21 protein-coding genes and 2 pseudogenes are annotated in these 24,918 nt (G+C 73.2%); 11 read left to right on the top strand and 12 right to left on the bottom strand.

The features are described from left to right. Positions 1-354: 354 nt before the first annotated feature. The 6 genes from cseC to PUR26_RS30215 form a co-directional block, all read right to left on the bottom strand. Positions 355-1,674, bottom strand: a complete 1,320-nt coding sequence (cseC, locus tag PUR26_RS30240; RefSeq protein WP_329877280.1) for a two-component system sensor histidine kinase CseC — start codon at positions 1,672-1,674, stop codon at positions 355-357. Between the two features lie 28 nt (positions 1,675-1,702). Continuing rightward, positions 1,703-2,410: a two-component system response regulator CseB gene (cseB, locus tag PUR26_RS30235; protein ID WP_329877278.1), complete on the bottom strand. Its 708-nt coding sequence runs from the start codon at positions 2,408-2,410 to the stop codon at positions 1,703-1,705. A 9-nt stretch (positions 2,411-2,419) separates the two neighbouring features. Beyond that, entirely contained in the window at positions 2,420-3,025 is a 606-nt protein-coding gene (locus tag PUR26_RS30230; RefSeq protein ID WP_329877391.1) for a hypothetical protein, read from the bottom strand. Positions 3,026-3,183: 158 nt separating this feature from the next. Then, entirely contained in the window at positions 3,184-3,756 is a 573-nt protein-coding gene (locus PUR26_RS30225) for a SigE family RNA polymerase sigma factor (protein WP_329877276.1), read from the bottom strand. 177 nt (positions 3,757-3,933) lie between these two features. Continuing rightward, positions 3,934-4,854: an A/G-specific adenine glycosylase gene (locus PUR26_RS30220; protein ID WP_329877274.1), complete on the bottom strand. Its 921-nt coding sequence runs from the start codon at positions 4,852-4,854 to the stop codon at positions 3,934-3,936. Between the two features lie 25 nt (positions 4,855-4,879). Next, on the bottom strand, positions 4,880-5,524 hold the full coding sequence (locus tag PUR26_RS30215; protein ID WP_329877272.1) for a phosphatase PAP2 family protein: 645 nt from the start codon (positions 5,522-5,524) through the stop codon (positions 4,880-4,882). Between the two features lie 182 nt (positions 5,525-5,706). Between PUR26_RS30215 and PUR26_RS30210 the strand changes: the two genes are divergently transcribed. Next, positions 5,707-6,528, top strand: coding sequence for a hypothetical protein (locus PUR26_RS30210; protein ID WP_329877270.1), 822 nt, complete (start codon positions 5,707-5,709; stop codon positions 6,526-6,528). Positions 6,529-6,687: 159 nt separating this feature from the next. On the opposite strand, the gene disA is transcribed toward PUR26_RS30210, so the two are convergent. Beyond that, complete coding sequence (gene disA, locus PUR26_RS30205) at positions 6,688-7,836, bottom strand: DNA integrity scanning diadenylate cyclase DisA (protein WP_329877268.1); 1,149 nt, start codon at positions 7,834-7,836, stop codon at positions 6,688-6,690. A gap of 73 nt (positions 7,837-7,909) precedes the next feature. Next, the gene (gene radA, locus PUR26_RS30200; protein ID WP_329877266.1) at positions 7,910-9,325 is read right to left on the bottom strand and encodes a DNA repair protein RadA; all 1,416 of its coding nucleotides are present in this window, start codon (positions 9,323-9,325) and stop codon (positions 7,910-7,912) included. 273 nt (positions 9,326-9,598) lie between these two features. Between radA and PUR26_RS30195 the strand changes: the two genes are divergently transcribed. After that, positions 9,599-11,281: a BACON domain-containing protein gene (locus PUR26_RS30195; RefSeq protein WP_443077218.1), complete on the top strand. Its 1,683-nt coding sequence runs from the start codon at positions 9,599-9,601 to the stop codon at positions 11,279-11,281. Between the two features lie 100 nt (positions 11,282-11,381). On the opposite strand, the gene PUR26_RS30190 is transcribed toward PUR26_RS30195, so the two are convergent. After that, positions 11,382-12,227: a hypothetical protein gene (locus PUR26_RS30190; RefSeq protein WP_443077217.1), complete on the bottom strand. Its 846-nt coding sequence runs from the start codon at positions 12,225-12,227 to the stop codon at positions 11,382-11,384. A 39-nt stretch (positions 12,228-12,266) separates the two neighbouring features. Here PUR26_RS30190 and PUR26_RS30185 point away from each other — a divergent pair, with 39 nt between their 5' ends. The 4 genes and pseudogenes from PUR26_RS30185 (at position 12,267) to ilvD (ending at position 16,575) form a co-directional block, all read left to right on the top strand. Next, the gene (locus tag PUR26_RS30185; RefSeq protein ID WP_329877262.1) at positions 12,267-13,199 is read left to right on the top strand and encodes a Ppx/GppA phosphatase family protein; all 933 of its coding nucleotides are present in this window, start codon (positions 12,267-12,269) and stop codon (positions 13,197-13,199) included. A 34-nt stretch (positions 13,200-13,233) separates the two neighbouring features. Beyond that, positions 13,234-14,052 (top strand): sugar phosphate isomerase/epimerase family protein, encoded by an 819-nt coding sequence (locus PUR26_RS30180; protein ID WP_329877260.1) that lies wholly within the window; start codon positions 13,234-13,236, stop codon positions 14,050-14,052. Beyond that, a pseudogene (locus tag PUR26_RS30175) lies at positions 13,991-14,524 on the top strand (TetR/AcrR family transcriptional regulator). The gene PUR26_RS30180 and the pseudogene PUR26_RS30175 overlap by 62 nt, the downstream one beginning before the upstream one ends. Before the next feature lie 200 nt (positions 14,525-14,724). Continuing rightward, positions 14,725-16,575, top strand: a complete 1,851-nt coding sequence (gene ilvD / locus PUR26_RS30170; RefSeq protein WP_329877258.1) for a dihydroxy-acid dehydratase — start codon at positions 14,725-14,727, stop codon at positions 16,573-16,575. Positions 16,576-16,816: 241 nt separating this feature from the next. Here ilvD and PUR26_RS30165 read toward each other — a convergent pair whose 3' ends face one another. Further along, positions 16,817-19,051 carry a protein kinase domain-containing protein gene (locus PUR26_RS30165; protein ID WP_443077221.1) on the bottom strand — a complete coding sequence of 745 codons (2,235 nt, stop codon included), beginning with the start codon at positions 19,049-19,051 and terminating at the stop codon, positions 16,817-16,819. A gap of 137 nt (positions 19,052-19,188) precedes the next feature. On the opposite strand from PUR26_RS30165, the gene PUR26_RS30160 reads away from it, so the two are divergent. The 4 genes and pseudogenes from PUR26_RS30160 to proC all read left to right on the top strand — a co-directional run bounded on the left by PUR26_RS30160 (position 19,189) and on the right by proC (position 21,418). Continuing rightward, positions 19,189-19,539 (top strand): peptidase, encoded by a 351-nt coding sequence (locus tag PUR26_RS30160; protein ID WP_329877254.1) that lies wholly within the window; start codon positions 19,189-19,191, stop codon positions 19,537-19,539. A gap of 46 nt (positions 19,540-19,585) precedes the next feature. Next, the gene (locus PUR26_RS30155; protein WP_329877252.1) at positions 19,586-20,107 is read left to right on the top strand and encodes a hypothetical protein; all 522 of its coding nucleotides are present in this window, start codon (positions 19,586-19,588) and stop codon (positions 20,105-20,107) included. A 67-nt stretch (positions 20,108-20,174) separates the two neighbouring features. Then, a pseudogene (locus PUR26_RS30150) lies at positions 20,175-20,342 on the top strand (ABC transporter permease); the annotation flags it as partial. Between the two features lie 266 nt (positions 20,343-20,608). Further along, positions 20,609-21,418: a pyrroline-5-carboxylate reductase gene (gene proC / locus PUR26_RS30145; protein WP_329877250.1), complete on the top strand. Its 810-nt coding sequence runs from the start codon at positions 20,609-20,611 to the stop codon at positions 21,416-21,418. Positions 21,419-21,501: 83 nt separating this feature from the next. Here the strand turns inward: proC and PUR26_RS30140 are convergent, their stop codons facing one another. Then, positions 21,502-22,098, bottom strand: a complete 597-nt coding sequence (locus PUR26_RS30140) for a cysteine hydrolase family protein (protein WP_329877248.1) — start codon at positions 22,096-22,098, stop codon at positions 21,502-21,504. 75 nt (positions 22,099-22,173) lie between these two features. On the opposite strand from PUR26_RS30140, the gene PUR26_RS30135 reads away from it, so the two are divergent. Further along, positions 22,174-23,172 (top strand): GlxA family transcriptional regulator, encoded by a 999-nt coding sequence (locus tag PUR26_RS30135; protein WP_329877246.1) that lies wholly within the window; start codon positions 22,174-22,176, stop codon positions 23,170-23,172. Here PUR26_RS30135 and trpS read toward each other — a convergent pair. Next, on the bottom strand, positions 23,139-24,137 hold the full coding sequence (trpS, locus tag PUR26_RS30130) for a tryptophan--tRNA ligase (RefSeq protein WP_329877244.1): 999 nt from the start codon (positions 24,135-24,137) through the stop codon (positions 23,139-23,141). The two genes, PUR26_RS30135 and trpS, sit on opposite strands and share 34 nt — an antisense overlap. Positions 24,138-24,918 lie beyond the last annotated feature (781 nt).

Here is a 24,918-nt window from a genome sequence, read left to right as displayed (position 1 = left end):
CGCGACGCTTCCCGGTACGGTTCACGGCTCAGGAGGCGGGCTTACGGCTTACGGCTCACGGTTTACGAGCCCCGGTTTACGCGTCGCGAGTCACACATCACGAGTCACGGCGTACGACGGGCCGCTCACCCGGCCCCGCCCGACCGGCCGACGGCCCCCCGCGCCCACCCGCGCGGGGGGCCGTCGCCGTGCCGGCCGGGGGCGGCGACGGGGGCCGCCCGGAAGGGGCCCGCACAGGCCCGAGCAGACCGGAGCCGGTCCAGGAGCCCGGGCGCGCGGGTCCCGGAGGAGCCCGGGCCGTGCCCGGAGAGGCCCACCCGGACCGCGCCGCCCCGGGCGCACACTCCTGGCGCGTCAGGGCCCGTCGGGCAGCTGGAGGATCGGGAAACTGCCCGTGGCCGTCGGCGCGTGTTCCGGCAGCCACAGCACCGCGATCGCCCCGCCCGTGCCGGGCGCGGTGCCCTCCGGGGCCGCGTTGCGGAAGGTCAGCCGCGCGCCCAGGACCCGTGCCTGGCCCGCCGCGATCGTCAGGCCCAGCCCGTGACCATGTCCGGCCCGGTCGCTCGCACCCGTGCGGAAGCGGCTCGGTCCCTCGCGCAGCAGCACCTCGGGGAAGCCCGGACCGTGGTCGCGCACCCGCAGGACCCGGCCCTCGACGGTGACCTCGACCGTCGGCCGGCCGTGCTTCGCGGCGTTGGCCAGCAGGTTGCCGAGAATCCGCTCCAGGCGCCGCGGATCGGTGTTCACCCACGACTCGTGCACCACCCTGACCACCGCGTCCGGGTTCATCACGGCGACGCGGCGGCTGACGAACTCGCCCAGCGCGAGCTCCTGGAGCTCGGCCCGTTCCGAGGCGCTGTCCAGCCGGGCGACCTCCAGCACGTCCTCGACCAGTGTGCGCATCGCCCGTGCACGGTCCTGCACCAGCTCGGTGGGGCGGCCCGGCGGCAGCAGCTCGGCCGCGGTGAGCAGACCGGTGACGGGGGTGCGCAGCTCGTGCGCGATGTCCGCGGTGACGCGCCGCTCCGCCTCGATGCGCTCGTTCAGCGCGTCGGTCAGGGCGTCCACGGCACGGGCGAGCTCATCGGTCTCGTCGCGTACGACACCGCCGATGGCGTCCCTGACCCGCACCTCGGTGTTGCCCTGCGCGACCTTCCCGGCCGCGGTGGCCGCCTTGCGCAGCCGGCGGGACAGCTGCCCGCCGATCAGCACCCCCAGCGCGCATCCTCCGAAGACCACCGACACCGAGCCGACGACCAGCGCCTGGTCCAGGTCCTTCATGATCGTCGCGCTGCGGTCGGCGAAGCGGGTGTGCAGCGAGAGCACATCGCCGTTGCCGAGCGGCACGGCCGCCCACACGTCCGGCGCGCCGTCGGGGTGCTCCTGCACGAAGGTCCCCCGCCGCTTCTCCTGCATCAGCGCGTCGAGCTGGCGGGGCAGCGCGGGGTCGTTGAGCTTGGTGCCGAACTTCGGCTCCTTCGGCTTCGACGACTCGTACATCCGCTGTGCGAAGAGCAGGCGCTCCATCTGCACCTCGCGGGCGTTGTCCAGCATCGAGACCCGGGCGGCGTTGTGCACGACCAGGCTCAGCGCGACCGCGATGAGGGCGCCCACGCCGGCGATGGCGATCGAGATCTTCCAGCGGACGCCGGTGCGCAGTGCGAACCGCTTCATGCGGCGGGGTCCTGTTCTGTGTACCGCTTCATGCCTTGAGCTTGTAGCCGAAGCCGCGGACCGTTTCGATCCGGTCCTGGCCGATCTTGGTGCGCAGCCGCTGGACGTGGACGTCCACCACCCGGGTGTCGCCGCCCCAGCCGTAGTCCCAGACGCGCTCCAGCAGCTTGTCGCGTGAGAGTACCGTCCCGGGCGCCGAGGAGAACTCCAGCAGCAGCCGCATCTCGGTGGGCGTCAGCGCCACCGGGGCGCCGCCCTTGCGGACCTCCATGCCCTCGGTGTCGACCTCCAGGTCGCCGAAGACCAGCAGCCCGCGCTCGTCCTGCCCGGCCGGCCCGGCGTCCGCACCGCCCGCCGGGCGGCCCGCGTGGCCGAAGCGGCGCAGCACGGCACGGATCCGGGCGACCAGTACCGAGCCGTCGAACGGCTTGGTGACGTAGTCGTCCGCGCCGGCCTCCAGGCCGAGCACCACGTCGATCGAGTCGGCACGCGCCGAGAGCATGATCACGGGCACGGTGGACTCGTCGCGGATCCGGCGGCACAGGCTCACGCCGTCCATGCCGGGCAGCATCACGTCCAGCAGCGCGATGTCCGGCTGCCGCTCGCGGAACGCCTCCAGACCGGACAGCCCGTCCGGCATCGCGGTCACCGCGAAGCCGTCGCGCTCCAGCGCCAGCTGCGTCGCCTCACGGATGACGTCGTCGTCCTCCACGAACAGGACATGGGTCTCGGCCATCCCGCGCTCTCAGTTCTCGCTCGGCGCGGTCGGCTCGGCGGGATCGATTCCTCCGTCGCCGACCGCTTTGCTGAAGTCGTTGTGCACCCGGTCGTGTTCGGTGAACTTGCTCCCCTGCCACCGGTAGGTGAGCACGTCCTCGCCGGACGGGTACGCGACCGGGTCGCCCTTCGCGTACACCTGCCGGGTGACGACGAGGTCGCCCCGGTCGATCGTGGAGTAGACGGCCGGCTCCTCGACCGCGAAGACGTTCCGGTACTTCTCGTCCTCGACCCGGTACACGTACGTGCCGATGCCGACGGCGTCACCACAGGTCAGCACGTTCACCACGACGTCCGGCGTACCGGTGCCGGTCAGGTTGCCGTAGGAGGTGTCCACAGGGAAGGCGTCCGCCACACACGGCTTGAGGTCGTCCTTGACCTGATCGCTGACCTTGGGATCGCTCTTGATCAGCTGGACCGCGTCGACCTTCGCCATCGGCGAGGAGGTCGACGCCGGGGTCGGCGCCGTCGACGGGGTGCCCTGGTCCGTGCGGGCCGCGCCCTCGTCACGGGTGCCGGTGCCGCCGGTGGAGCAGCCGGCCGTGAGCAGCCCGAAGGCGGTGAGCGCGGCCATGGCCCTGCTCACCGCCCGGATCCCGCTCCCGCCGCTGGTGCCGCTGCCCCCGTCGCCCGAAACGGCGTTGCGGGAAGAGGCACCGCGGGAAGAAGTACTGCTGGAAGAAGCGCTGCGGGATGGCCCGCTGCTGGGAATACCGCTGTCGCGTCTGGCACTCAGGCCGCGCACCGCTCCCGCCCCCGTTCGTGACTGCGTCCGACCATACGTTCCGTACGCTCCCGGGCACGGGCGTCGTCGACGGCTCGGCTCTCCAGCTCCTGACGGAGACGGGCGAGCGCCCGGTGAAGCGTGCTCTTCACCGTACCGGTCGACATGCCCAGCGCGGCCGCGGTCTCCTCGGTGCTCATCTGCTCCCAGTGCCGCAGGACGACGACGCTGCGCTGCTTGGGAGCCAGCACCTTCAGGATGTCCATGAGCAGGGCGCGGTCGGCGTGCTGCTCGGTGGCGTCGTCGACGCTCGCGTCGGGCAGCTGCTCGGTGGGCACTTCCTCCAGCTTGCGGGCGCGCCACCACTCCGTACGCGTATTGATCATCACACGGCGCAGGTACGCGTCGGCGAGCGCCTTGTCCGCGATGCCGTCCCAGCGCCCGTAGGTACGGGCCAGCGCGGTCTGGAGCAGGTCCTGCGCGTCGACCGGGTCAGGGACGAGGCGTCGGGCGCTGCGCAGCAGCGCGTCCTGCCGAGTGCGTACGTACTCCTCGAATTCGAGCACCTCGCCGTGCGACATCCCGAACCGCCTCCCGATCCCCGTTTGTTCCCCGTGGTCGCGGTGCTCCCTCAGCACCGCCTGCCCTACGTCACGAGACGCTACGGAGCTCGTGTCACGGGGTTGTCCGAGGCAGCCCTCGGAGGGCGCACGGCTGGCCATCGGTTGTGTAACAGCGATGGTGTAACAGAGGCGTCGTCAGCCGAGCGGGAGCCGGTACAGACCTCCGTCGAGGGGTTCGACCAGTCCGTCGGCGACCAGCCCGTCCAGCGCGCGGGCCCGCTGGACCGGCTCGTCCCACACCGCGTCCAGCGCGGCCTGGGAGACCGGGGCGACCGCCTCGCGCAGTACGGCCAGGAGCTTGCCGCGCACCTGGCGGTCGGTGCCGGCATAGGTCTGGCCGCGCCGCGGCGGGCCGTCATGGGCGGGCTTGCCGGCCAGCCGCCAGGCGCACCGGGCGGCGATCGGGCAACGGGAGCAGTCCTCGTTCTTCGCCGTGCACACCAGGGCGCCGAGCTCCATGGACGCCGCCGCCCAGCGGGCCGCGGTCGACTCGTCCTCGGGCAGCAGGGTGCGGGCCAGCCTGCGCTCGGCGGCGGTGGTGGCGTTCGGCGGGTACCGCACCCCCGTCACCGACCGGGCGAACACCCGGCGGACGTTGGTGTCCAGGACGGCGTGCCGCTGCCCGTACGCGAAGGAGGCCACCGCGGCGGCCGTGTACTCGCCGACGCCGGGCAGGGCGAGGAGCTGCGCGTGGTCGCGGGGTACGTCACCGCCGTGCCGCTCCGTTATCGCGACGGCCGCCCCGTGCAGCCGCAGCGCGCGGCGCGGGTAACCGAGCCGGCCCCAGGCGCGGACGGCCTCGCCGGGGGCGTCGTCGGCCAGGTCGGCGGGGCGGGGCCAGCGGGCCAGCCACTGTTCGTACACGGGCAGCACCCGCACGACGGGGGTCTGCTGGAGCATGAACTCGCTGACCATCACGGCCCAGGCGTCCGCCTCGGGGCGGCGCCAGGGCAGGTCGCGGGCGTTCTGCTCGAACCACGCGAGGACGGGCGTGTGGAGCCCGTCATGGGGGTCGGACGCGGGATCGCGGGGAGCGGGGGTGTCGGTAGCAGTCATGGCACCCCCGATCCTGACACGTTACTCAGACCCGGCGGTGCATCGGCTCCCGGCGGCGCGAGGGCCGGGGCACGGCGGGCCCCGGCCCGGCCAGCCACTTCGCGAGACCCGACCTGCTCGTCCGCATGGTCTCCACCAGCGCTCCGGTCGGCCCGGTCAGCAGCCGTACGAAGAGGATCGCCATCAGCGCGCCGAGGACCAGGCCCGTCGCCACGTCGTGCGGGTAGTGCACGCCGACGAAGACCCGGGAGAACGCCATCAGCAGCGCCATCGGCACCGTCAGCCAGCCGATGCCGCGCCAGGCCAGCACGAGCGCGATCGCCGCGGCGCCCGCGATGGCGGAGTGGTTGCTCGGGAAGGACCAGTCGCCGTACGGGGGGCACTGCACCAGCGAGGGGGCGGCGCCCGTGACCGCGCGGCAGGGGCGCTCCTCGTCCACCACCGACTTCAGCAGCTCGCTGACGACGTAGCCGAAGGCGGTGCCGAGGGGTGCGAGCACGGCAACCGCCACGGCCCGCGAGGCGCCGGGGCGCGTACGCCACCAGGCGACGAGGAACAGCACCCCGAAGAGGAGCAGCCCGGCCTCGGTCCAGAGCTCGGCGAGGAGCTGCAGCCAGCCCGGGGTGTCGTGGGCGAAGTCGGTGATGTCTCTATAGAGGTCCTGGCTCATGGCTACGGACGGTACCTGGCGCCGCCCGGCGGTCACTCGGCGCCATCGTCCATGGCCGCCCCCGACGAAAGTCGGGGTGCGGAACACCCGGAACACCTCTCAGGATGTGATCATCGGCAAAACTTGGTGCAGGGGCGGCGGGTGGGGCGGGAGTTGGCGCCGATCTCTCGTAGAGTTTGAGCGTGGGATCTCTGCGCAATCCGGTCGGGCCGCTTCCCTCCTCCATCTACTGGCGACGGAGGGCAGTCGCGGCGAGCCTGATCGCGCTGCTCGCGTTGTTGACCGTGTGGTTCGTCGGCTTCGGTGACGGCGACGGGAAGAAGGGCAACGACGGCGCCAACGGCGCTTCCCCCGCGCCCTCCATCACCCCTGGACCCGACGGGTCGGGGCCCGCCATCAGTGAACAGCCGGGCGGACGCGACGAGTCGGGGGACACCGGCACCGGCGGCACCGGCGGCACCGGAGGCGGGAGCGGCGCGGACGCGGGCGCGGACGGCGGCAAGAACGGCGACACCACGACGGCCGGCGGCACGGGCGGCACGGGCGGTACGGGCGGCGGCGCGGGCTCCGCGCAGCAGGTGCCCGTCGATTCGCCGCTGCCCAACTGCGCCCCGGGAGTGCTCCAATTGACGCTGCGCAGCGAGAAGGTCTCCTACGCGCCGGGTGAGAAGCCGCGCTTCCGGCTGGTCGCCAGGAACACCTCGTCCACCACCTGCAAGGCCGACTTCGGGCCCCGGAACGCGGTCCTGACGATCAGTGACGACGAGGACGACGACGTCTGGTCCTCCAAGGACTGCCCGCGCGGGGGCGCCGGCGGACCGCTGCTGCTGCGGGTCCCCGCGGGCGGCACCGTCACGCACACCGTCGACTGGGACCGCCGCCGCAGCGCCCCGCAGTGCGCGACCCCGCCCGCGGCGGCCGTGGGCGCCGGTACCTACCTGGTGGAGGCCACGGTGCCGGGCGCGAAGGTCATGCCCGCGTCGTTCGCGCTGACCAAGGACTGAGGACGGCCCCCCAGGGGCCCGTCGTCAGGCACGCGTTCCGGCCCGGGGCGCTGCGCCCGGAGAGGGCCGCAGGAACGCCGGGGCGGAACCGGAGGCGGCCCGCCGCCCGGTCCGCTCCGGCGCGACCGGCCCCGCCCCGGCCATGGAAGGCCCTCGACGTCAGACGTACCGTTCGAGGATCGACGACTCCGCCAGCCGTGACAGGCCCTCGCGGACGCTGCGGGCCCGCGCCTCGCCGACGCCGTCGACCGTCTGGAGGTCGTCGACGCTCGCCGCGAGCAGCTTCTGCAGCCCGCCGAAGTGCTCCACGAGCCGTTCGATGATCGCCCCGGGCAGCCGGGGCACCTTGGCCAGCAGCCGGTAACCGCGCGGTGAGACCGCCGAATCGAGGGTCTCGGGCGATCCGCTGTAGCCCAAGGCCCGTGCCACGGTCGACAGTTCCAGCAGCTCGGGGTGGGTGAGCGCGTCCAGCTCGGTCAGTGCCTCGGCGACCGTGCGGCCGCGCTGGGGCCCCCGCCCCGGAGCGGCCCTGGGCGAGGACGGCTCCGGTACGTAGTCCCGGATCACCAGCTCCCGCTCCGGTTCGACGCCCGCGATCAGCTCGTCGAGCTGGAGGGTGAGCAGCCGGCCGTCGGTGCCGAGCTCGACGACGTACTCGGCGATCTCGGTGGCGATCCGGCGGACCATCTCCAGCCGCTGGGCGACCGCCGTGACGTCCCGGACCGTCACCAGGTCCTCGATCTCCAGCGCGGAGAGCGTGCCGGCCACCTCGTCGAGACGGAGCTTGTACCGCTCCAGGGTCGCCAGCGCCTGGTTCGCGCGGGACAGGATCGCCGCCGACTCCTCCAGGACGCGGCGCTCCCCGTCGACGTACAGCGCGATCAGCCGCATCGACTGGGACACGGAGACCACGGGGAAGCCGCACTGCTTGGAGACCCGGTCCGCGGTGCGGTGGCGGGTGCCGGTCTCCTCGGTCGGGATGGACGCGTCCGGGACCAGCTGGACGCCCGCCCGGAGGATCTTGGTGATGTCCTTGTCGAGGATGAGCGCACCGTCGAGCTTGCACAGCTCACGGAGCCGGGTCGCGGTGAACTCCACGTCCAGCACGAACCCGCCGGTGCACATCGATTCGACCGTTTTGTCCATACCGAGGACGATGAGACCACCGGTGTTGCCGCGGAGGATGCGCTCCAGCCCGTCACGCAGGGACGTGCCGGGCGCGACCGCGCTCAGGGACGCGCGCATCAACGCTTCGTTGCCGGAGCCTCCGCCGGACTTTCCGGGTGCTGCCCGGTCGTTGGCTGCCACTGCACTCCTCCGGCTCGTACGGATGGGCGAGACCAGGGCAAAGTCTAGCGACCCCGGCCAGGGCCGGGAGGCGTCACGGCCGGGACGACCCCGCGGGCTCCTCGGCCGGAGGGGTGCGGCGGCCGCGGGGAAGGACGCGCAGGGCGTCCCCCATGTCGGCCACCTCCGTGACCTTCATGCCGGCCGGGATCTTGCCCGGGTCGCCCGGAACCAGGGCGTGGGTGAAGCCCAGCCGGTGCGCCTCCGCCAGGCGTCGCTGCACGCCCGTGACCCGGCGCACCTCGCCCGCCAGGCCCACCTCGCCGATGGCGACCAGGTTCTTCGGGAGCGGGGTGTCGCTCGCCGCGGAGGCCAGCGCCAGCGCGATCGCCAGGTCGGCGGCCGGCTCGGAGAGCTTCACGCCGCCCACCGTCGCGCTGTAGATGTCCCGCTTGCCGAGCGCGCTGATCCGGCCGCGCTGCTCCAGCACGGCCAGCATCATCGAGACCCGGGACGTCTCCAGTCCGGAGGTGGTGCGCCGGGGCGAGGGGATCTGCGAGTCGACCGTGAGTGCCTGGACCTCGGCGACCAGCGGACGGCGGCCTTCGAGGGTGACCGTCAGACAGGTGCCGGGGACGGGGGCGTCGCGCCGGGTGAGGAAGAGGCCGCTCGGGTCCGCCAGGCCCGTGATCCCCTCGTCGTGCAGCTCGAAGCAGCCGACCTCGTCGGTGGCCCCGTAGCGGTTCTTGACGCCCCGCACCAGCCGCAGCCTCGCGTGCCGGTCGCCCTCGAAGCTGAGGACGACGTCGACCAGGTGCTCCAGCAGGCGCGGGCCCGCGATCGCGCCGTCCTTGGTGACATGGCCGACCAGGAGCGTGGACATGCCGCGCTCCTTGGAGGCGCGGATCAGCGCTCCGGCCACCTCCCGGACCTGGGCCATGCCGCCGGGCGCACCGTCGATCTCCGGGGACGCCACGGTCTGCACCGAGTCGAGGATCAGCAGCGACGGCTTCACCGCGTCCAGGTGCCCCAGCACGGCGGACAGGTCGGTCTCGGCGGCCAGATAGAGGTGATCGCTGAGCGCCTTGATGCGGTCCGCCCGCAACCTGACCTGGCTCGCCGACTCCTCACCCGTGATGTAGAGCGTCCGGTGCTCGTCGCTGGCCGCCTTCGCCGCGACGTCCAGCAGCAGCGTGGACTTGCCCACGCCCGGCTCGCCCGCGAGCAGGACGACCGCGCCCGGCACGAGCCCGCCGCCCAGGACCCGGTCCAGCTCGTCGACACCGGTGCTGCGGGCGGTGGCCTGCCGGCCGTCGACCTGCCCGATGGGAACGGCCGCGGTGGAGACGCGTCCCGCCGCGGTGGTGCGGACGGCCGGCGCGCCGTACTCCTCGACCGTCCCCCAGGCCTGGCACTCGGGGCAGCGGCCGAGCCACTTGGCGGTCGTCCAGCCGCATTCGGTGCAGCGGTAGGACGGTCGGTCCTTCGCGGATTTCGTACGGGCAGCCATGCCCAGAACCGTAGCGGCCCCCACTGACAACGCGTCCACGGCCCGTCCACGGCCCGTCCCTCGCACGGAAGCATCCCCTCCCTCCGCACGGCAGCAGTCCCTCTCTTCGAACTCTTCGAACGGAAGCGGGCCCTCCCCCTCACGCGGAAGCAGTGCTTCCGTTCGTGCGAAAGGTGAGCTTCCTGTCCCCTTTCGAGGGATACGTTCACCCGTAAGGATTAAATGTGCAGAAGGGGTGTGAAGGGGGTGCCGTCTCCTGCCTACCGTCGCCGGGTGACAAGCAGCAGGCTGGAGCCCCCGACGCACACGACCGGCGCACACCGGGCGCACCACCGCGCACCGCGGACCGGGCCCCGGACGCTGGCGCATCGCCCGCCCGCCCGGTACGAGCCGTATCTGGACGGTTTGTTCACGTACTGCCTCTCCGTGCTGTGCGACCACGACGCGGCCACCGCCGCCCTCGGTGACGCGCTGGCCGTCTCGGAGCGCCAGTTCGGCCGGTGTCCCGCCGGCGAGGCGGAGCGCAAGGCGTGGCTGTACGCGCTCGCCCGCTGGGCCTGCCTGCGCGAGCTCGCCGCCCGGCGGCGCGGCCGGCCGGGGGCGCACACCGGCCGCCCGCCGGCCGTGGAGGAGACCCCGCGTGTCCCCGAGGAGCTCGCCGGGCACCGGCGCCGCGAACTGTCCCTGCTCGCGTGGCCGGAGGCGGCGGGCACCACCCCCGAGCAGCGCGAGGCGCTGGAGCTGGCCGTACGGCACGAGCTCGCCCCCCGCGAGGTCGCCTCGGTCCTCGGCATGGACGCCCTCGCGACGCGGGAGCTGCTGTCCGCCGCGGCCTGCGAGGTGGAGCGCACCCGCGCCGCGCTCGCCGTCGTGGAGGCCGGCAACTGCCCGGCCGTCGCCCGGCTCACCGGCGACCACCAGGTGCTGCTCTCCGCGACCCTGCGCCGTGAGCTCGTCCGGCACGTCGACGACTGCCCGCGCTGTCGCCGGGCCGCCGAGCGGGTGGGGGCGGGCGGGCCCTGGCCGGGCTCCTCCGTCACCCCCGCGAAGCTGCCCCTGGTCGCCGCGCCCAGGGCCGAGACCCTCATGGCGATGGGCCACGGCCCGCGCGGCCGGGCGAGCGGCCCGCGGTTCGGGCGCGACGGCTTCCCCATGGACCCGAAGGACCACGCGGCGCGCCGGGACCGGCTGCGCGCCCGCGCGGTGACCACGACCGTGGTGGCCGCCGTGGTCGCGGCGCCCGTGCTCGCCCTCTGGGCGGCGTACCGGGGCGCGCCCCTGACGGGGGAGGCGGGTTCGGCCGTCATCGCGAGCGAGCCGGACGCGGCGGACGGCGGGGACCGGCGGCCGGGGGAGCACTACGAGAACGCGGGCAGCGCCCGCGACAACTTCGCCGCGGTCCCTCGCGCGGCCGGCCCCGGCGTCTCCGTGGAGGTCGTCAGCGCCGGTGGCGCCGCGCCCCCCGGCCCCGGACGGACAGGACCCGGCCGCATCACGGTCACGGCCCAGCCGTCCGGCGGGGCGACGATGATCACCCTCACGGCGTCGGGCAGCTCGCCGGTGGACTGGTCCCTGTGGACCGACGCGCCCTGGCTCTACGCGAACCGCTCGTCCGGAACGCTGGAGCCCGGCCAGATGGTGACGGTGTACGTGTCCGTGGACCACACCCGCGAACCGGAAGGGCCCTGGAGCGCGCGCGTGGGAATCGATCCGGCCGGCGCCGTGGTGGAGCTCGACGGACGGGGCGCGAGCCGGCCGCCCGCGTCCCACGATCCGGACCCGGCCGGCCCGACGGCCCCGCCGTCGTCCCAGGACCCGGACCCGACGGCACCGACCCCGCCGCCGGCCGGCCCGACGACCCCGCCGCCGTCGTCCCAGGACCCCGACCCCGGCCAGGACCCCGGTCAGGAACCGCCGCCGGCGACCGACCCCCCGGCGTCCGAGCCCACACCCTGACGCCCCGGGACACGGCCCGGAGCCCGGCGGGCGGACGGGCGAACACGGGATCGGCGGGGGTGCAGCCGTCGGCCCGTCGGCCCGTCGGCCCGTCAGCCCGTCAGCCCGTCGGTCCCTGCCCGGACGGCGGCGGCGTCGGGTCGGCCGGGTGCGGCGCCACCAGCGGCAGCTGTGAGGCCAGGCGGGCCTCGCACAGCTCGACCAGGACGTCGTACGCCTCCTTGCCCATGAGCTCCGTCAGCTCGGGGCGGTACGTCACGTACACCGGTTCGCCCGCGCCGTGCGCCGAGGTCGCCGACGTGCACCACCAGTGCAGATCGTGGCCGCCCGAGCCCCAGCCCCGCCGGTCGTACTCACCGATCGACACCTGGAGCACCCGGGTGTCGTCGGGGCGGTCGATCCACTCGTACGTCCGGCGCACCGGGAGCTGCCAGCACACGTCCGGCTTCGTCTCCAGGGGCTCCTTGCCCTCCCGCAGGGCCAGGATGTGCAGCGAGCAGCCGGCGCCGCCCGCGAAGCCGGGACGGTTCTGGAAGATGCAGGACCCCTCCCAGCGCCGGGTCTGGCGCTCACCGTCCTCGTCGACCTGGACCCAGCCGCTCTCCGTGCCCACGTCGTGGAACTGCCACAGCTCCGGTGTGAGACGGGCCACGTGCGACGCGACGCGCTTCTCGTCGTCCTCGTCGGAGAAGTGCGCGCCCAGCGTGCAGCAGCCGTCGGCCGCGCGTCCCGCCTGGATGCCCTGGCAGCCGCTGCCGAAGATGCAGCTCCAACGCGACGTCAGCCACGTCAGGTCGCAGCGGAAGACCTGTTCGTCGTCGGCCGGGTCCGGGAACTCCACCCATGCCCGCGCGAAGTCCAGACCCTTTTCGTCCGCTACGAGAGTCTTGTCGCGCTTCTTGGCGGCCTTGGCCGGAGCCGGCTTCGCCTTCTTGGTCTTTGGCACACATCCAGCGTATGCGCCGGGCACAGTAGCGTTCGGTTCATGAGACTCGGAGTCCTCGACGTCGGTTCGAACACGGTGCACCTGCTGGTGGTCGACGCGCACCCCGGCGCCCGCCCCCTGCCCGCCCATTCCCACAAGGCGGAACTGCGCCTGGCCGAACTCCTCGAAGCGGACGGGGCCATAGGGGAGGCCGGTGTCAGGCGGCTCATCACCATCATCGGCGACGTGCTGCGCACCGCCGAGGACAAGGGGTGCGAGGAGGTCCTGCCGTTCGCGACCTCGGCCGTCCGCGACGCGAGCAACGCCGATCTCGTCCTGGCGCGGGTCAAGGACGAGACCGGCATCGACCTGCGGGTCCTCCCCGGCCCCGAGGAGGCCCGTCTCACCTTCCTCGCCGCCCGCCGCTGGTTCGGCTGGTCCGCCGGGAGACTGCTGCTGCTGGACATCGGCGGCGGCTCACTGGAGGTCGCCTACGGGATGAACGAGGAGCCCGACGCGGCCGTCTCCCTGCCGCTCGGGGCCGGGCGGCTGACCGCCGGCTGGCTGCCCGGCGACCCGCCGGACCCCGCCGACGTGAAGGCGCTGCGCCGCCATGTGCGGGCGGAGATCGCCCGCACGGTGGGCGAGTTCGTCCGGTTCGGCGCGCCGGACCACGTCGTCGCCACGTCCAAGACGTTCAAGCAGCTGGCCCGGATAGCGGGCGCGCCCGGTTCCGGTGAAGGCCCCTACGCGGCGCGCGGACTGAGTCGTAAATCACTGGAGGAGTGGGTTCCCCGGCTCACCACCATGACCACCGAGGAGCGCAGCCGCCTCCCCGGTGTGTCCGAGGGCCGGGCGGCCCAGTTGCTGGCAGGAGCGCTGGTCGCGGAGGGGGCGATGGACCTGTTCGGCGTCGCCGAGCTGGAGATCTGCCCCTGGGCGCTGCGCGAGGGCGTCATCCTGCGACGGCTGGACCACCTCCCCGCCGACTAGGGGCGCCCCGGAGGGTGCCCGTACTCTGTCCCTCGTGGCAGAACCAGTGGTGCGCATCCCGGATGCGAAGGTCGCCCTGTCGACAGCCTCGGTGTATCCGGAGTCGACCGCGACGGCCTTCGAGGTCGCCGCGCGCCTGGGCTACGACGGTGTCGAGGTCATGGTCTGGACCGACCCGGTCAGTCAGGACATCGAGGCCCTGCGCCGCCTCTCCGACTACCACCAGGTCCCCGTCCTCGCCGTGCACGCCCCCTGTCTGCTGATCACCCAGCGGGTCTGGTCCACCGACCCGTGGGTGAAGCTGCAGCGCGCCCGGTCGGCGGCCGAGAAGCTCGGCGCCTCCACCGTCGTGGTCCACCCGCCCTTCCGCTGGCAGCGCCAGTACGCGCGGGACTTCGTCAGCGGCATCTGGCGGATGGCCGACGAGACGGATGTGCGCTTCGCCGTCGAGAACATGTACCCGTGGCGGTACAAGGACCGCGAGATGCTCGCGTACGCCCCCGAGTGGGACGTCACCAAGGACGACTACCGCCACTACACGATCGACCTCTCGCACACGGCGACCGCCCGCACCGAGGCCCTGGACATGGTGGGCCGCATGGGCGACCGGCTCGGCCACGTCCACCTCGCCGACGGGCGGGGCTCGGCGAAGGACGAGCACCTGGTCCCGGGGCGCGGCACCCAGCCCTGCGCGGAGCTGCTGGAGCACCTGGCCAGGTCGGGCTTCGACGGGCACGTGGTCATCGAGGTCAACACGCGGCGCGCGATGTCGGCGGCCGAGCGCGAGGCGGATCTGGCGGAGGCGCTGGCCTTCACCCGGCTGCACCTGGCCTCGGCGGCGCGCATCCCATGACCGAGCCGCGCAGGGGCCGGGGACGGCCCAGGGCGCCGGCCTCGGACGAGGGCCCCGGCGCCAGGTCTTCGCCGCGGCCATCGAGGTCTCCTTCGAGCCCGTGCTGATCATCCCGGCGGTGCTGGGCGAAGGGCCGGAAGGGGTCCGGGGAACGGCTCGCCCGCTACGTCGTCGCCGTCCGGGAGGACCCGGCGCCCCGCGCCCCGCTGCTGGCGGTCATCCGCTCGGTGCTGACCCACGGGGCGGCGGCGAGGGTGCCGCACGGCTTCGTGCCGCGGCGGCCGCCGGAGCGGGTGGCCGCCGATCCCGACCTACCGGATCCGAGGTTCCGGGCGGAACCGGCGGCTTCGCACATGATCGGGATCGCGATCCCGCGCCACGTCGTCAGGGCCGAGCCGATGGCCTCGGCGGACCGGAGGCGATCGTCGCCATGGTGGCCCCGACGCTCCAGCGGTACCCGACCGAGAAGTGACGCCGGCCGGCGGGGCCGCCCGGCCGGGGCCCGGCTGCCGCCCAGGAAGGCTCCCGGCGCATCCGCCGGACCGCCCCGTGCCCTCCGTCCGGCCATCCGGAGAGTGAGCCGACCGTCCCGCCATGCGGACACGCTGTCCGGATCTTGGATCCGGGGCGTACGCTCGAAGCAGTCATATCTCTGTTAAGGAGCGAGCGACGATGCCCGAGCTGAGGTCCCGCACAGTCACCCACGGTCGCAACATGGCGGGCGCACGCGCCCTTATGCGCGCCTCCGGTGTAGCGAGCGAGGACATCGGCAAGCCGATCATCGCCGTGGCCAACAGCTTCACCGAGTTCGTGCCCGGCCACACCCACCTGGCGCCGGTCGGCCGGATCGTCAGTGAGGCCATCAAGGCGGCGGGCGCGGTCCCGCGGGAGTTCAACACGATCGCCGTCGACGACGGCATCGCCATGGGCCACGGCGGCATGCTGTACTCGCTGCCCTCCCGCGACCTGATCGCCGACTCCGTCGAGTACATGGTCGAGGCGCACTGCGCCGACGCGCTGATCTGCATCTCCAACTGCGACAAGATCACCCCGGGCATGCTGATGGCCGCCCTGCGCCTCAACATCCCGACGGTCTTCGTCTCCGGCGGCCCGATGGAGGCCGGCAAGGCCACGCTGGTCGACGGCACCGTCCGGACGCTCGACCTGGTCGACGCGATCTCCGACGCCGTCAACGACAAGATCTCGGACGAGGACATCCTCCGTATCGAGGAGAACGCCTGTCCGACCTGCGGCTCCTGTTCCGGCATGTTCACCGCCAACTCGATGAACTGCCTGACCGAGGCCATCGGCCTGTCCCTCCCCGGCAACGGTTCGGTGCTGGCCACCCACACCGCCCGCAAGGCGCTGTACGAGAGCGCCGCCCGCACCGTCGTCGAGATCACCGAGCGCTACTACGGGCAGGGCGACGAGTCGGTCCTGCCGCGCAACGTCGCGAGCCTCGCGGCCTTCGAGAACGCCATGGCCCTCGACATCGCCATGGGCGGCTCGACCAACACGATCCTGCACCTGCTCGCCGCCGCCCAGGAGGCGGGCGTGCCCTTCGGCCTGGAGGAGATCGACGCCGTCTCGCGCCGCGTCCCCTGCCTGGCCAAGGTGGCGCCGAACGTCGCCAAGGACCGCACGTACTACATGGAGGACGTGCACCGGGCCGGCGGCATCCCCGCCCTCCTCGGCGAGCTGCACCGCGCCGGTCTGCTCAACGAGGACGTCTACTCGGTCCACAGCCCCTCGCTCGCCGACTGGCTCAAGACCTGGGACGTGCGCGGCGGCTCCCCCTCGGCCGAGGCGGTCGAGATGTGGCACGCGGCGCCCGGCTGCGTCCGCTCCGCGACGGCCTTCTCGCAGTCCGAGCGCTGGGACTCCCTCGACACGGACGCGGAGGGCGGCTGCATCCGCTCGGCCGAGCACGCCTACTCCAAGGACGGCGGCCTCGCGGTGCTGCGCGGCAACCTGGCCGTCGACGGCTGCGTGGTCAAGACCGCCGGTGTCGACGAGTCGATCTGGACCTTCGAGGGCCCCGCGGTCGTCTGCGAGTCGCAGGACGAGGCCGTCGACAAGATCCTGCGCAAGGAGATCACCCATGGGGACGTGGTCGTCATCCGTTACGAGGGCCCCAAGGGCGGCCCCGGCATGCAGGAGATGCTCTACCCGACCTCGTTCCTCAAGGGCCGGGGGCTGGGCAAGACCTGCGCGCTGATCACCGACGGGCGCTTCTCGGGCGGTACGTCGGGTCTGTCGATCGGTCACGCCTCCCCGGAGGCGGCGTCGGGCGGCGCGATCGCGCTGGTCCAGGACGGCGACCGGATCCGTATCGACATCCCCGCCCGCTCGATCGAGCTGCTGGTCACCGACGAGGAGCTGGCCTCCCGGCGCGAGGCGCTGAACGGCGCCTACGCCCCGAAGGCCCGGGACCGCAAGGTGTCGGCGGCGCTGCGGGCGTACGCGGCGATGGCGACGAGCGCGGACAAGGGCGCGGTCCGGGACGTCGGCAAGCTGGGCTGAGGGCGGGGGCGGCCTCCGAGGGGGCCGGCTCCCGGACCGGAAGCGTTCGACGACCCGGCGCGGTGCACCACCACCGCGCCGGGTCGTCGCGCACCCGGCGTCGCGCACCGGCCGTGTGGGCGCACCGGGCCGGCGGCGCCCACAGCCCCGGCGCGTACAGCCCCTGCGCGCACAACCCCTGCGTCTGCGGCTCGCGCCTCCCGCCCTGCGCGTACACGGGCTTTCCACGCGGTACGCGGGTTCACCAGCGGTCCGGCGCCCCCGCGTCCACGGCGAAGACCGACCCGTCGGGCGCCGCCGCGTACACCGTGCCGTCCACGACCGCCGGCGCGGGCAGCAGCGGCGCGAAGGTGTAACGCCCGCCGTCCATACGGGGCTTGGTCATCCCCTCCAGTACGCCCCGCTCGGCGTCCACGGCGAGCAGTCGCCCGTCCGCCGCCGTCAGATAGACGTGCCCGCCCTGGACGACGGGGCGGGAGACCCGCGTCACTCCCGTCTCCAGCCGCCAGCGCTGGGCCGCGTGGGCGCTCCCCGCGCTGCCGGTGTCCACCGCGACCAGCGAGCCGCCGGAACCGACCAGATAGACCGTTTCGCCCGACACCACGGCCTGCGCCTGATCGGCCGGGGCGGTCAGAGCGATCCGCCGGGCCGTGCGGTCGTCGGTGTCCAGGCGGACGACCGCGTCCGTGTACAGATCGGTGTCCGACGACAGCAGCAGCAACGCCCCGTCCGAGGCGTGTACGGGATTGAGCGCACCGTCCAGCCGCTTGGTCCACAGCGTCGAGCCGTCCGCCGGGTCGACCGCGCTGACCAGCGTCGACCTCCCGTCGGACGAGGCGGCCGCCGCGAAGACCGGCCCGCCCGCGGGGCCCGCCACCCACTGGGCGTCCCGGGACCCCGGCCGCTCCGTCCAGCGTTCCCCGCCGGTCGCGCCGTCCAGGCAGTGGACCGTCCCGTCCGCCGCGACCAGCAGCACCGCGTCACCGGAGTGAAGGACCTTCGCGTACGAGGAGATGTCGACGCCCCAGCGGGTGTCGCCGGAGTCCGGGGCGAGAGCTTCGAGCCGGGTGCCGCCCGGCGCCACCACATGGACCAGCCCGCCCGAGAGCACCGGCGCGGTGCCTTCACCGGCCTCGCCCGTGGTACCGGCCGGGCGGGTGGCGTCCGCCGCCGGCACCGACCAGGCACTGCTTCCGTCCGAGGGCCGCAGACTGGCCGCCTTGATACCGGGCGCGGTGCAGTACAGCGCCTCGCCGGTGACCGCGCAGACGGGCGTCCGGTTCTCGCCGGCCGAGGCGCCCAGCGCGGTCGACCAGGGCCGGAAGTCCCGGCTCGCGGCCGCCGGACGGCCGTCGCGGGCGTCCCCGGCCCCGGGGTCCACGGCGCCCCTGACGCCCAGGACGGCGCCGACGGCCACGGCGGCCAGCGCGGTGACCCCGGCGACCCAGAGCAGCGGGCGCCCCGGGGTCCGTCGACGGGTCCGGGGCCGGGGCGTGGCGGCGTCCGCCGGCGACTCCACCGACACCCGCGCCGACGCCGCGTCCGACGCCGGGTCCGCCCACTCCGCCGCGTCCGAGTCCGGCGCCGAGTCCGCCCACTCCGCCGACGTCGGAGCGCGGCGCTGCGCCGGTATGAACGGGGCGGCCTCACCGTCCGGTGCGCGCAGCGCGTTCATCAGCTCGTCCGCCGTGGGGCGCTCGGCGGGATCCTTCGCCAGGCAGCGCCTCAGCAGCGGCGCCAGGTCCTCCGGCACGCCCGCCAGGTCCGGCTCGTTGTGCACGACCTGGTAGGCCACGATGTACGGGCTGTCCGAGTCGAAGGGGCCGCGGCCGGTCGCCGCGTGTGCCAGCACCGCGCCCATCGCGAACACGTCGGCCGCGGGCCCGACGTCCCGGGGCCGCTGGAACTGCTCGGGGGCCATGAACGGCGGCGTACCGATCAGCTTGCCCGTCTCGGTACGCAGGTCACTGTCGGCCGGCCGCGAGATCCCGAAGTCGATGACCTTGGGTCCGTCCGCGGCCAGCAGGACGTTGCTCGGCTTCAGGTCGCGGTGCACCACGCCCGCCCGGTGGATGTCACGCAGCGCCTCGGCGAGACCGGCTCCGACCCGGCGCAGCTCCCCGGAGCCCAGGGGCCCGTTCCGCTTCACCCGCTCCGAGAGGGTCGGGCCATCGATGAACAGGGTGGCCATCCAGGGCCGCGCGGCCTCGGGATCGGCGTCCACGACCGGTGCGGTGAAGGCGCCGCTGACCCGGCGCGCGGCCATGACCTCCTGCCGGAACCGGGCCCTGAACTCGGGGTCCGCGGCATGCTCGGCATGCACGACCTTGACCGCGAGGCGCAGCCCCGAGCCGGACGCGGCCAGGTGGACCACACCCATGCCGCCCGATCCCAGACGTGCCTCCAGCCGGTACTGCCCCGCGTACTCCGGATGCTCCGCTTCCGGAACCGGTCCGGAACTGCGCAGCGGCGGCATCGCCCACCCCCGTGTGATCGTCCGCAAGCGCGACGCACGGAGCCTAGTCGATGATGCGTGCGATGCCGTGGTGGCTTGTTAGCCTGCGCGCGGCGCGCCTGCACAGGGCACGCGCGCCGTCGACGGGGGAGCACGGCATGGCCATCGAAGAAGCGACACAGACGGCGGAAGAGACGCAGCCGACGGAAGCGGCGGAGGCGACGGAAGCGGCGGAAGCGGCGGAGGCCGGGGCTTTCACGGTGAAGCGTTACCCGGTCGCCCCCGGGCAGCGGCTGAACGTCCGCAGCGGTCCCGGCACCAACTACCAGGTGGTGAAGGTCCTGCCCCTGGGCGTGCGGGTCCCGATCAACTGCCAGAAGCCGGGGGAGCGCGTCTCCGGCCCCTATGGCACCACCAACCTCTGGGACAACATCGCCAACGGTCAGTACGTCTCCGACGCCTACGTGAACACCGGCAGCGACGGGTACGTCGCCGTGCGCTGCTCCTGACGTCGGCCCTTCGGCGCTCACGGCGGGCGCGGGGATAATCGACCCCGTGAGCGACCAGACCGACACCCACAGCGCCGCCGCTTCCGCCCCCGCCGGGCCGCAGCCCGAGGCGATCCGTTTCTTCGGTACGACCTGGGTCGACCACGACGGGGGCTACGGCCTGCGGCGCGCGGCGGTCGCCGTCGGCTCGCTCGTCGCGGCGGCCGCGGGAGCCTTCGTCCTGCGGTTCGCCTACCAGGGCCTGTCGATCGCGGCCGTGGGCGGCTTCGTCAACGCGCTGGTCGTCATCATGTTCGCGATCTGCGGTGCCATCGCCTTCCGCAAGACCTGGGAGAGCTTCACCCGCCGGCCCGCCGACCCCGCGCGTGAGGAGGCCCTGCGCAGCCTGAAGGCGATCGGCTTCGTCGGCTCCCTGCTCGCGTACTTCCTGCGCTCGCTCGTCGAGGCGCCCGGCGAGAAGCTGCTGCGCACGGAGTACGAGACGGCCCGGACCCGCTACGAGAAGCGCCGCACCACCCGTTCGGGCAACCCGACCGCCCGCGCGGCCCGGAAGCCCAAGCGCCGCTGAGCCCTCTCCTGCGGAACCCGCCGGCTCCCACGCCCTGGCACCGTCGCCGGACGCCGAAGCCCGGTTCCTCGGCCTGTTCGTGCCGGCGTTCGCCGCCTCCGAGTTCCAGGTGGTCCGGTTCCTGCCGGCCGTGATCTTCCCTCAGCTGCTGCTGTGCGGGCTGTTCACGGTCCGGGGGCGGATGCAGCCGGTCCTCGAAGGCATCTCCGGCGCGCCGCCCATGTCGTACGCCGTCGGCCGAGCGCCCGGTCGCGTGGCCGGCCGCCCAGGACGACGAGACCGTGGCCGAACCCGTCCAGCCCCGCCCCGCGCCTGACCTGCCACCGCCCGGCCCCTGACCGATCACCGCCCCGCGCCTGACCGGCCGCCGCCCACGCTCGGCCTGCCGCCACCCCGCTCGACGGGCAGGGCCCCGTACCGACCCTCGGACACCCCCGCCCCGCCCGCCCCCGCGATGCGAGGATGGCGCTACGAATCCCCACCGGCGAGGTGAACAGAGCCATGACCCAGACAGTCGCAGTCCTCGGCACCGGCAAGATCGGCGAAGCCCTGCTCAGCGGCATGATCCGTGCCGGCTGGCGGCCCGCGGACCTGCTGGTCACCGCCCGCCGCGCCGAGCGCGCCGAGGAACTCCGCGCCCGCTACGGGGTCGATCCCGTCACCAACGCCGAGGCGGCCAAGCGCGCCGACACGCTCATCCTGGCCGTGAAGCCCCAGGACATGGGCAGGCTCCTCGACGAGCTCGCCCCGCACGTCGCCGCCGACCGTCTGGTCATCAGCGCCGCGGCCGGCATCCCGACCTCCTTCATCGAGGAACGCCTCACCGCCGGTACCCCGGTCGTCCGGGTCATGCCCAACACCCCGGTCCTCGTCGACGAGGGCATGTCCGTCATCTCGGCGGGCAGCCACGCCACCGTCGACCACCTCGCCCACGCCGAGGAGATCTTCGGCGGGGTCGGCAAGACCCTGCGCGTCCCCGAGTCCCAGCAGGACGCCGCCACCGCCCTCTCCGGCTCGGGCCCGGCGTACTTCTACTTCCTGGTCGAGGCGATGACGGACGCCGGGATCCTGCTCGGCCTGCCGCGCGCCCAGGCCCACGACCTGATCGTCCAGGCGGCCATCGGCGCCGCGGTGATGCTCCGCGACAGCGGCGAGCACCCCGTCAAGCTCCGCGAGGCGGTCACCTCCCCGGCGGGCACCACCATCAGCGCCATCCGGGAGCTGGAGAACCACGGCGTACGGGCCGCCCTGATCGCCGCCCTCGAAGCCGCCCGCGACCGCAGCCGCGAACTCGCCTCCGGCAACGGCTGACGCCTCCCCCCCCGCACCGGCGGACCTCCCGCACCGCTCCCTCCCGCACCGGCGGACCGGTCGCTGCCCGCGGCGGGGCCCGCTCATCCCACGGCCGGCGCCGCGGCGGCGACGAGCTCCCGCGTCCGCACCACCGTCGCGAACCCACCGCCGTGCAGCGTCACGGCGGTGGCCCGCGCCAGCTCTTCGGCGCTCAGCGTCCACCCGTACGGCCCCGTCAGATCGAAGGTGTACGTCGCGTCCAGCGCGAAGAACACCTCGTACCCCAGGTTCCCGCCCATCCGGGCCGTCGTCTCGGCACACATGTTGGTCTGGATGCCGGCCACCACCAGCTGGCCGACACCCGCCTCCCGCAGCCAGCCGTCAAGATCGGGTGACCCGTAGAACGCCGAGTTGACGCTCTTCGTCACCAGCAGCTCGGCGCCGGCCCCCTTGCCGCGCCGCTCCTCGACGTACTCCTTGAAGCCGTTGCCCTCCTCACCGGTCCGCAGCGGCGACCGCGGCGACGTCGAGTCATGCCGTACGAAGACGACCGGCCGGCCGCCCGACTGCCACGCGTCGATCAGCGCCGCGATGTTCGCGTCCGCCTCCGGATTGTTCCGAGGTCCCCAGAAGCCCTCCTCCTCGAAGCCCCTCTGTACGTCGATGACCAGCAGTGCCGCGTTCTCGTTGATCTCCATGAGGACGATCCTTCCGCCGTGCGGCCCGCCGTCCCAGAGGTACCGAAGTCAGCGATCGATGGTTTACTGCCAGCCATGAAGGTGGCCCCGCCCGCACCCCGACGCATCGCGCTCCTCGCCTTCCCCGGCATCCGGGCCTTCGACGTCTCGGTGATCACCGAGGTGTGGGGCGTCGACCGGACCGACCGGGGTGTTCCCGCGTTCGACCTGCGCCGGGTCGCGGCCGAGCCCGACCCCGTAGCGATGCGCGGCGGGCTCACGCTCGCGCCGGACCGCACCCTCGACTGGCTCGGCTCCGCCGACCTGATCGTGGTCCCCGGCCTCGACGACCACGTCACCCCCGCCCCGCGGCCCGTCCTCGACGCCCTGCGCACCGCCCACACCCAAGGCACCCCGATCGCGTCCCTGTGCGGAGGCGCCTTCACCCTGGCCCAGGCGGGTCTCCTCGACGGCCGACGCGCGATCACCCACTGGAACCTCACGGACCTCCTGCGCGAGCACCACCCCGAGGTCACCGTCGTACCCGACGCGCTCTTCCTGCACGACGGCAACATCTGGACCGCGGCCGGCACCGCCGCCGGCATCGACCTGTGCCTCCATCTCGTCCGCCTGGCCCACGGGGCCGAGGCCGCCGCCACCATCGCCCGCTCGATGGTCACGGCCCCCTTCCGCACCGGCACCCAGGCACAGTTCATCGAGCGCCCCACCCCCCGCGCCGACCGTGACGACGACGCCCTCGCCGCCGTACGCGCCTTCGCCCTGGCCCACCTCGACGCGCCGCACACCGTCGCGTCCCTCGCCGCCCGCGCGGGCATGTCCGCCCGCTCCTTCGCCCGCCACTTCCAGGCCACGACCGGCACCACGCCGCTGCACTGGCTCATCACCCAGCGACTGGCCGCCGCCCAGAAGCTCCTCGAACGCACCGACCACCCCCTCCCCGAGGTGGCCCGTCGCGCGGGTTTCGGCAGCGAGGTGACCATGCGCCAGCACTTCGCATCCCGCCTCGCCACCAGCCCGCGCGACTACCGCGCCGCGTTCCGTCACCCGGCGGGCAGCAGCCCGATCGCCCGGTAGGCCCGGTCCACCACCGACCGCGCCATCCCTCTGGCCCGGTCGGCGCCCCGCCTCAGCACCTCGTCGACGTGCCCGGGCTCGGCCACGAGCTCCGCGTGCCGCTTCCGAAGGGGCCTCAGCAGCTCCACGACCGCCTCGGCCGTGTCCTTCTTCAGCGCCCCGTACGACGTGTACGCCCCGGCCAGCGCCGCGGGCTCCGCGCCCCGGCACGCGGCAAGGACATCGAGCAGATTCGCGAGCCCCGGCCGGGCCGCCCGGTCGTACTCGACCTCCCGCCCGCTGTCGGTCACCGCCCGCATCACCTTCCGCCGCACCACGTCCGGCTCGTCGAGCAGATAGACGATGCCCGCGCCGCTCTCGTGCGACTTGCCCATCTTCGACGTCGGGTCCTGAAGGTCCATGACCCTGGCCGCCACCCGCGGGTGCGTCGCCTTCGGCACGGTGAACGTGTGCCCGTACCGCTGGTTGAACCGCACCGCCAGATCCCGGGTCAGCTCCACGTGCTGCGCCTGGTCGTCCCCGACGGGAACCTCGTCGGTCCCGTACGCCAGGATGTCCGCCGCCATCAGGACGGGATACGTCAGCAGCGACAGCCGCACACTCTCCCCGGCCGCCCGCGCGAGCGCCCCCTTCTCCCTGTACTGGATCATGCGCCGCAGCTCCCCGTCGGTGGCCGTGCACTCCAGCAGGTACGAGAGCCTCGCGTGCTCGTCCACATGGCTCTGAACGAAGACGGTGCACCGCTCGGGATCGAGTCCGGCGGCCAGCAGCAACGTCGCCGCCTGGCGACTGAGCCGCCGCACCCGCGCGGGATCGTGCTCGACGGTCAGGGCGTGCAGGTCCACGACGCTGAACAGCGCCTCCGCCCGGTACTGATCCACCTCGACCCACTGCCGTACGGCTCCGAGATAGTTGCCCAGCGTCAGGTGTCCCGTCGGCTTGACCCCACTGAAGATCCGCGTCATGGCGTGTTCTCTCCCATCGTCCGGTCGAGGCCGCCGCCACCAGCGGCCGGCCTCCCGGGAGGGAGAAACACGAACGGCCGCCGATGCGGCGGCCGTTGAGCGCGTGCGTGTGTGGCGGCCGCCGTCAGGCGGCCCACCACTGAAGGGTGCACGCGTGCGTTGTCATGCCTTCAGAGTAGCGAGCCGGTCCGGAGTTGACACGGGTTTGGCCCGTACGTAGTGTTCTCCGAGTTGTCCGACGTGAGCTCCGACTCCGGTCGGTCCCCGGACAGCCATTCCGCAGGAACCACACCGAACGAACGACATCTCGTCGTCCCGTTTTCTGTGCGCTTTTGTGAAATGCAGAATCCCCGTTCGAACTTCGAACGAGAGCCACCCCGATTAGCGTCGGGGAGCGGGATTCGCTAAAGTCTCACTCGTCGGAACGGCCCAACAGCCGCAAAGACAACTCCCGCTGACTGGGAATCAGGCCCGAAAGGATCTGATAGAGTCGGAACCGCCGGAAAGGGAAACGCGAAAGCGGAGAACGGCCCGGCAGCCCGCTCCAACGGGTGGCGGAAACGGAAATCGGATCTGCTAAGCTGGAAACACGAAAGACCGAAGGGAAGCGCCCGGAGGAAAGCCCGAGAGGGTGAGTACAAAGGAAGCGTCCGTTCCTTGAGAACTCAACAGCGTGCCAAAAATCAACGCCAGATTAGTTGATACCCCGTCCATCTTCGGATGGCAGGGTTCCTTTGAAAAGTCCATCCCGCTTGCGGGGTGGCAATACACAGCGAGGACG

Source organism: Streptomyces sp. SP18CS02 (genome assembly GCF_036322365.1).
GTDB lineage: Bacteria > Actinomycetota > Actinomycetes > Streptomycetales > Streptomycetaceae > Streptomyces.
This window is presented reverse-complemented; position numbering and strand designations above follow the sequence as displayed.

What these genes read in the sequence shown, in the direction of transcription:
- cseC (WP_329877280.1), bottom strand. Translation starts at nt 1,674, where the DNA reads ATGAAGCGGTTCGCACTGCGCACCGGCGTCCGCTGGAAGATCTCGATC.
- cseB (WP_329877278.1), bottom strand. Translation starts at nt 2,410, where the DNA reads ATGGCCGAGACCCATGTCCTGTTCGTGGAGGACGACGACGTCATCCGT.
- PUR26_RS30230 (WP_329877391.1), bottom strand. Translation starts at nt 3,025, where the DNA reads ATGGCCGCGCTCACCGCCTTCGGGCTGCTCACGGCCGGCTGCTCCACC.
- PUR26_RS30225 (WP_329877276.1), bottom strand. Translation starts at nt 3,756, where the DNA reads ATGTCGCACGGCGAGGTGCTCGAATTCGAGGAGTACGTACGCACTCGG.
- PUR26_RS30220 (WP_329877274.1), bottom strand. Translation starts at nt 4,854, where the DNA reads ATGACTGCTACCGACACCCCCGCTCCCCGCGATCCCGCGTCCGACCCC.
- PUR26_RS30215 (WP_329877272.1), bottom strand. Translation starts at nt 5,524, where the DNA reads ATGAGCCAGGACCTCTATAGAGACATCACCGACTTCGCCCACGACACC.
- radA (WP_329877266.1), bottom strand. Translation starts at nt 9,325, where the DNA reads ATGGCTGCCCGTACGAAATCCGCGAAGGACCGACCGTCCTACCGCTGC.
- PUR26_RS30185 (WP_329877262.1), top strand. Translation starts at nt 12,267, where the DNA reads ATGAGACTCGGAGTCCTCGACGTCGGTTCGAACACGGTGCACCTGCTG.
- ilvD (WP_329877258.1), top strand. Translation starts at nt 14,725, where the DNA reads ATGCCCGAGCTGAGGTCCCGCACAGTCACCCACGGTCGCAACATGGCG.
- PUR26_RS30165 (WP_443077221.1), bottom strand. Translation starts at nt 19,051, where the DNA reads ATGCCGCCGCTGCGCAGTTCCGGACCGGTTCCGGAAGCGGAGCATCCG.
- PUR26_RS30160 (WP_329877254.1), top strand. Translation starts at nt 19,189, where the DNA reads ATGGCCATCGAAGAAGCGACACAGACGGCGGAAGAGACGCAGCCGACG.
- proC (WP_329877250.1), top strand. Translation starts at nt 20,609, where the DNA reads ATGACCCAGACAGTCGCAGTCCTCGGCACCGGCAAGATCGGCGAAGCC.
- PUR26_RS30140 (WP_329877248.1), bottom strand. Translation starts at nt 22,098, where the DNA reads ATGGAGATCAACGAGAACGCGGCACTGCTGGTCATCGACGTACAGAGG.
- PUR26_RS30135 (WP_329877246.1), top strand. Translation starts at nt 22,174, where the DNA reads ATGAAGGTGGCCCCGCCCGCACCCCGACGCATCGCGCTCCTCGCCTTC.
- trpS (WP_329877244.1), bottom strand. Translation starts at nt 24,137, where the DNA reads ATGACGCGGATCTTCAGTGGGGTCAAGCCGACGGGACACCTGACGCTG.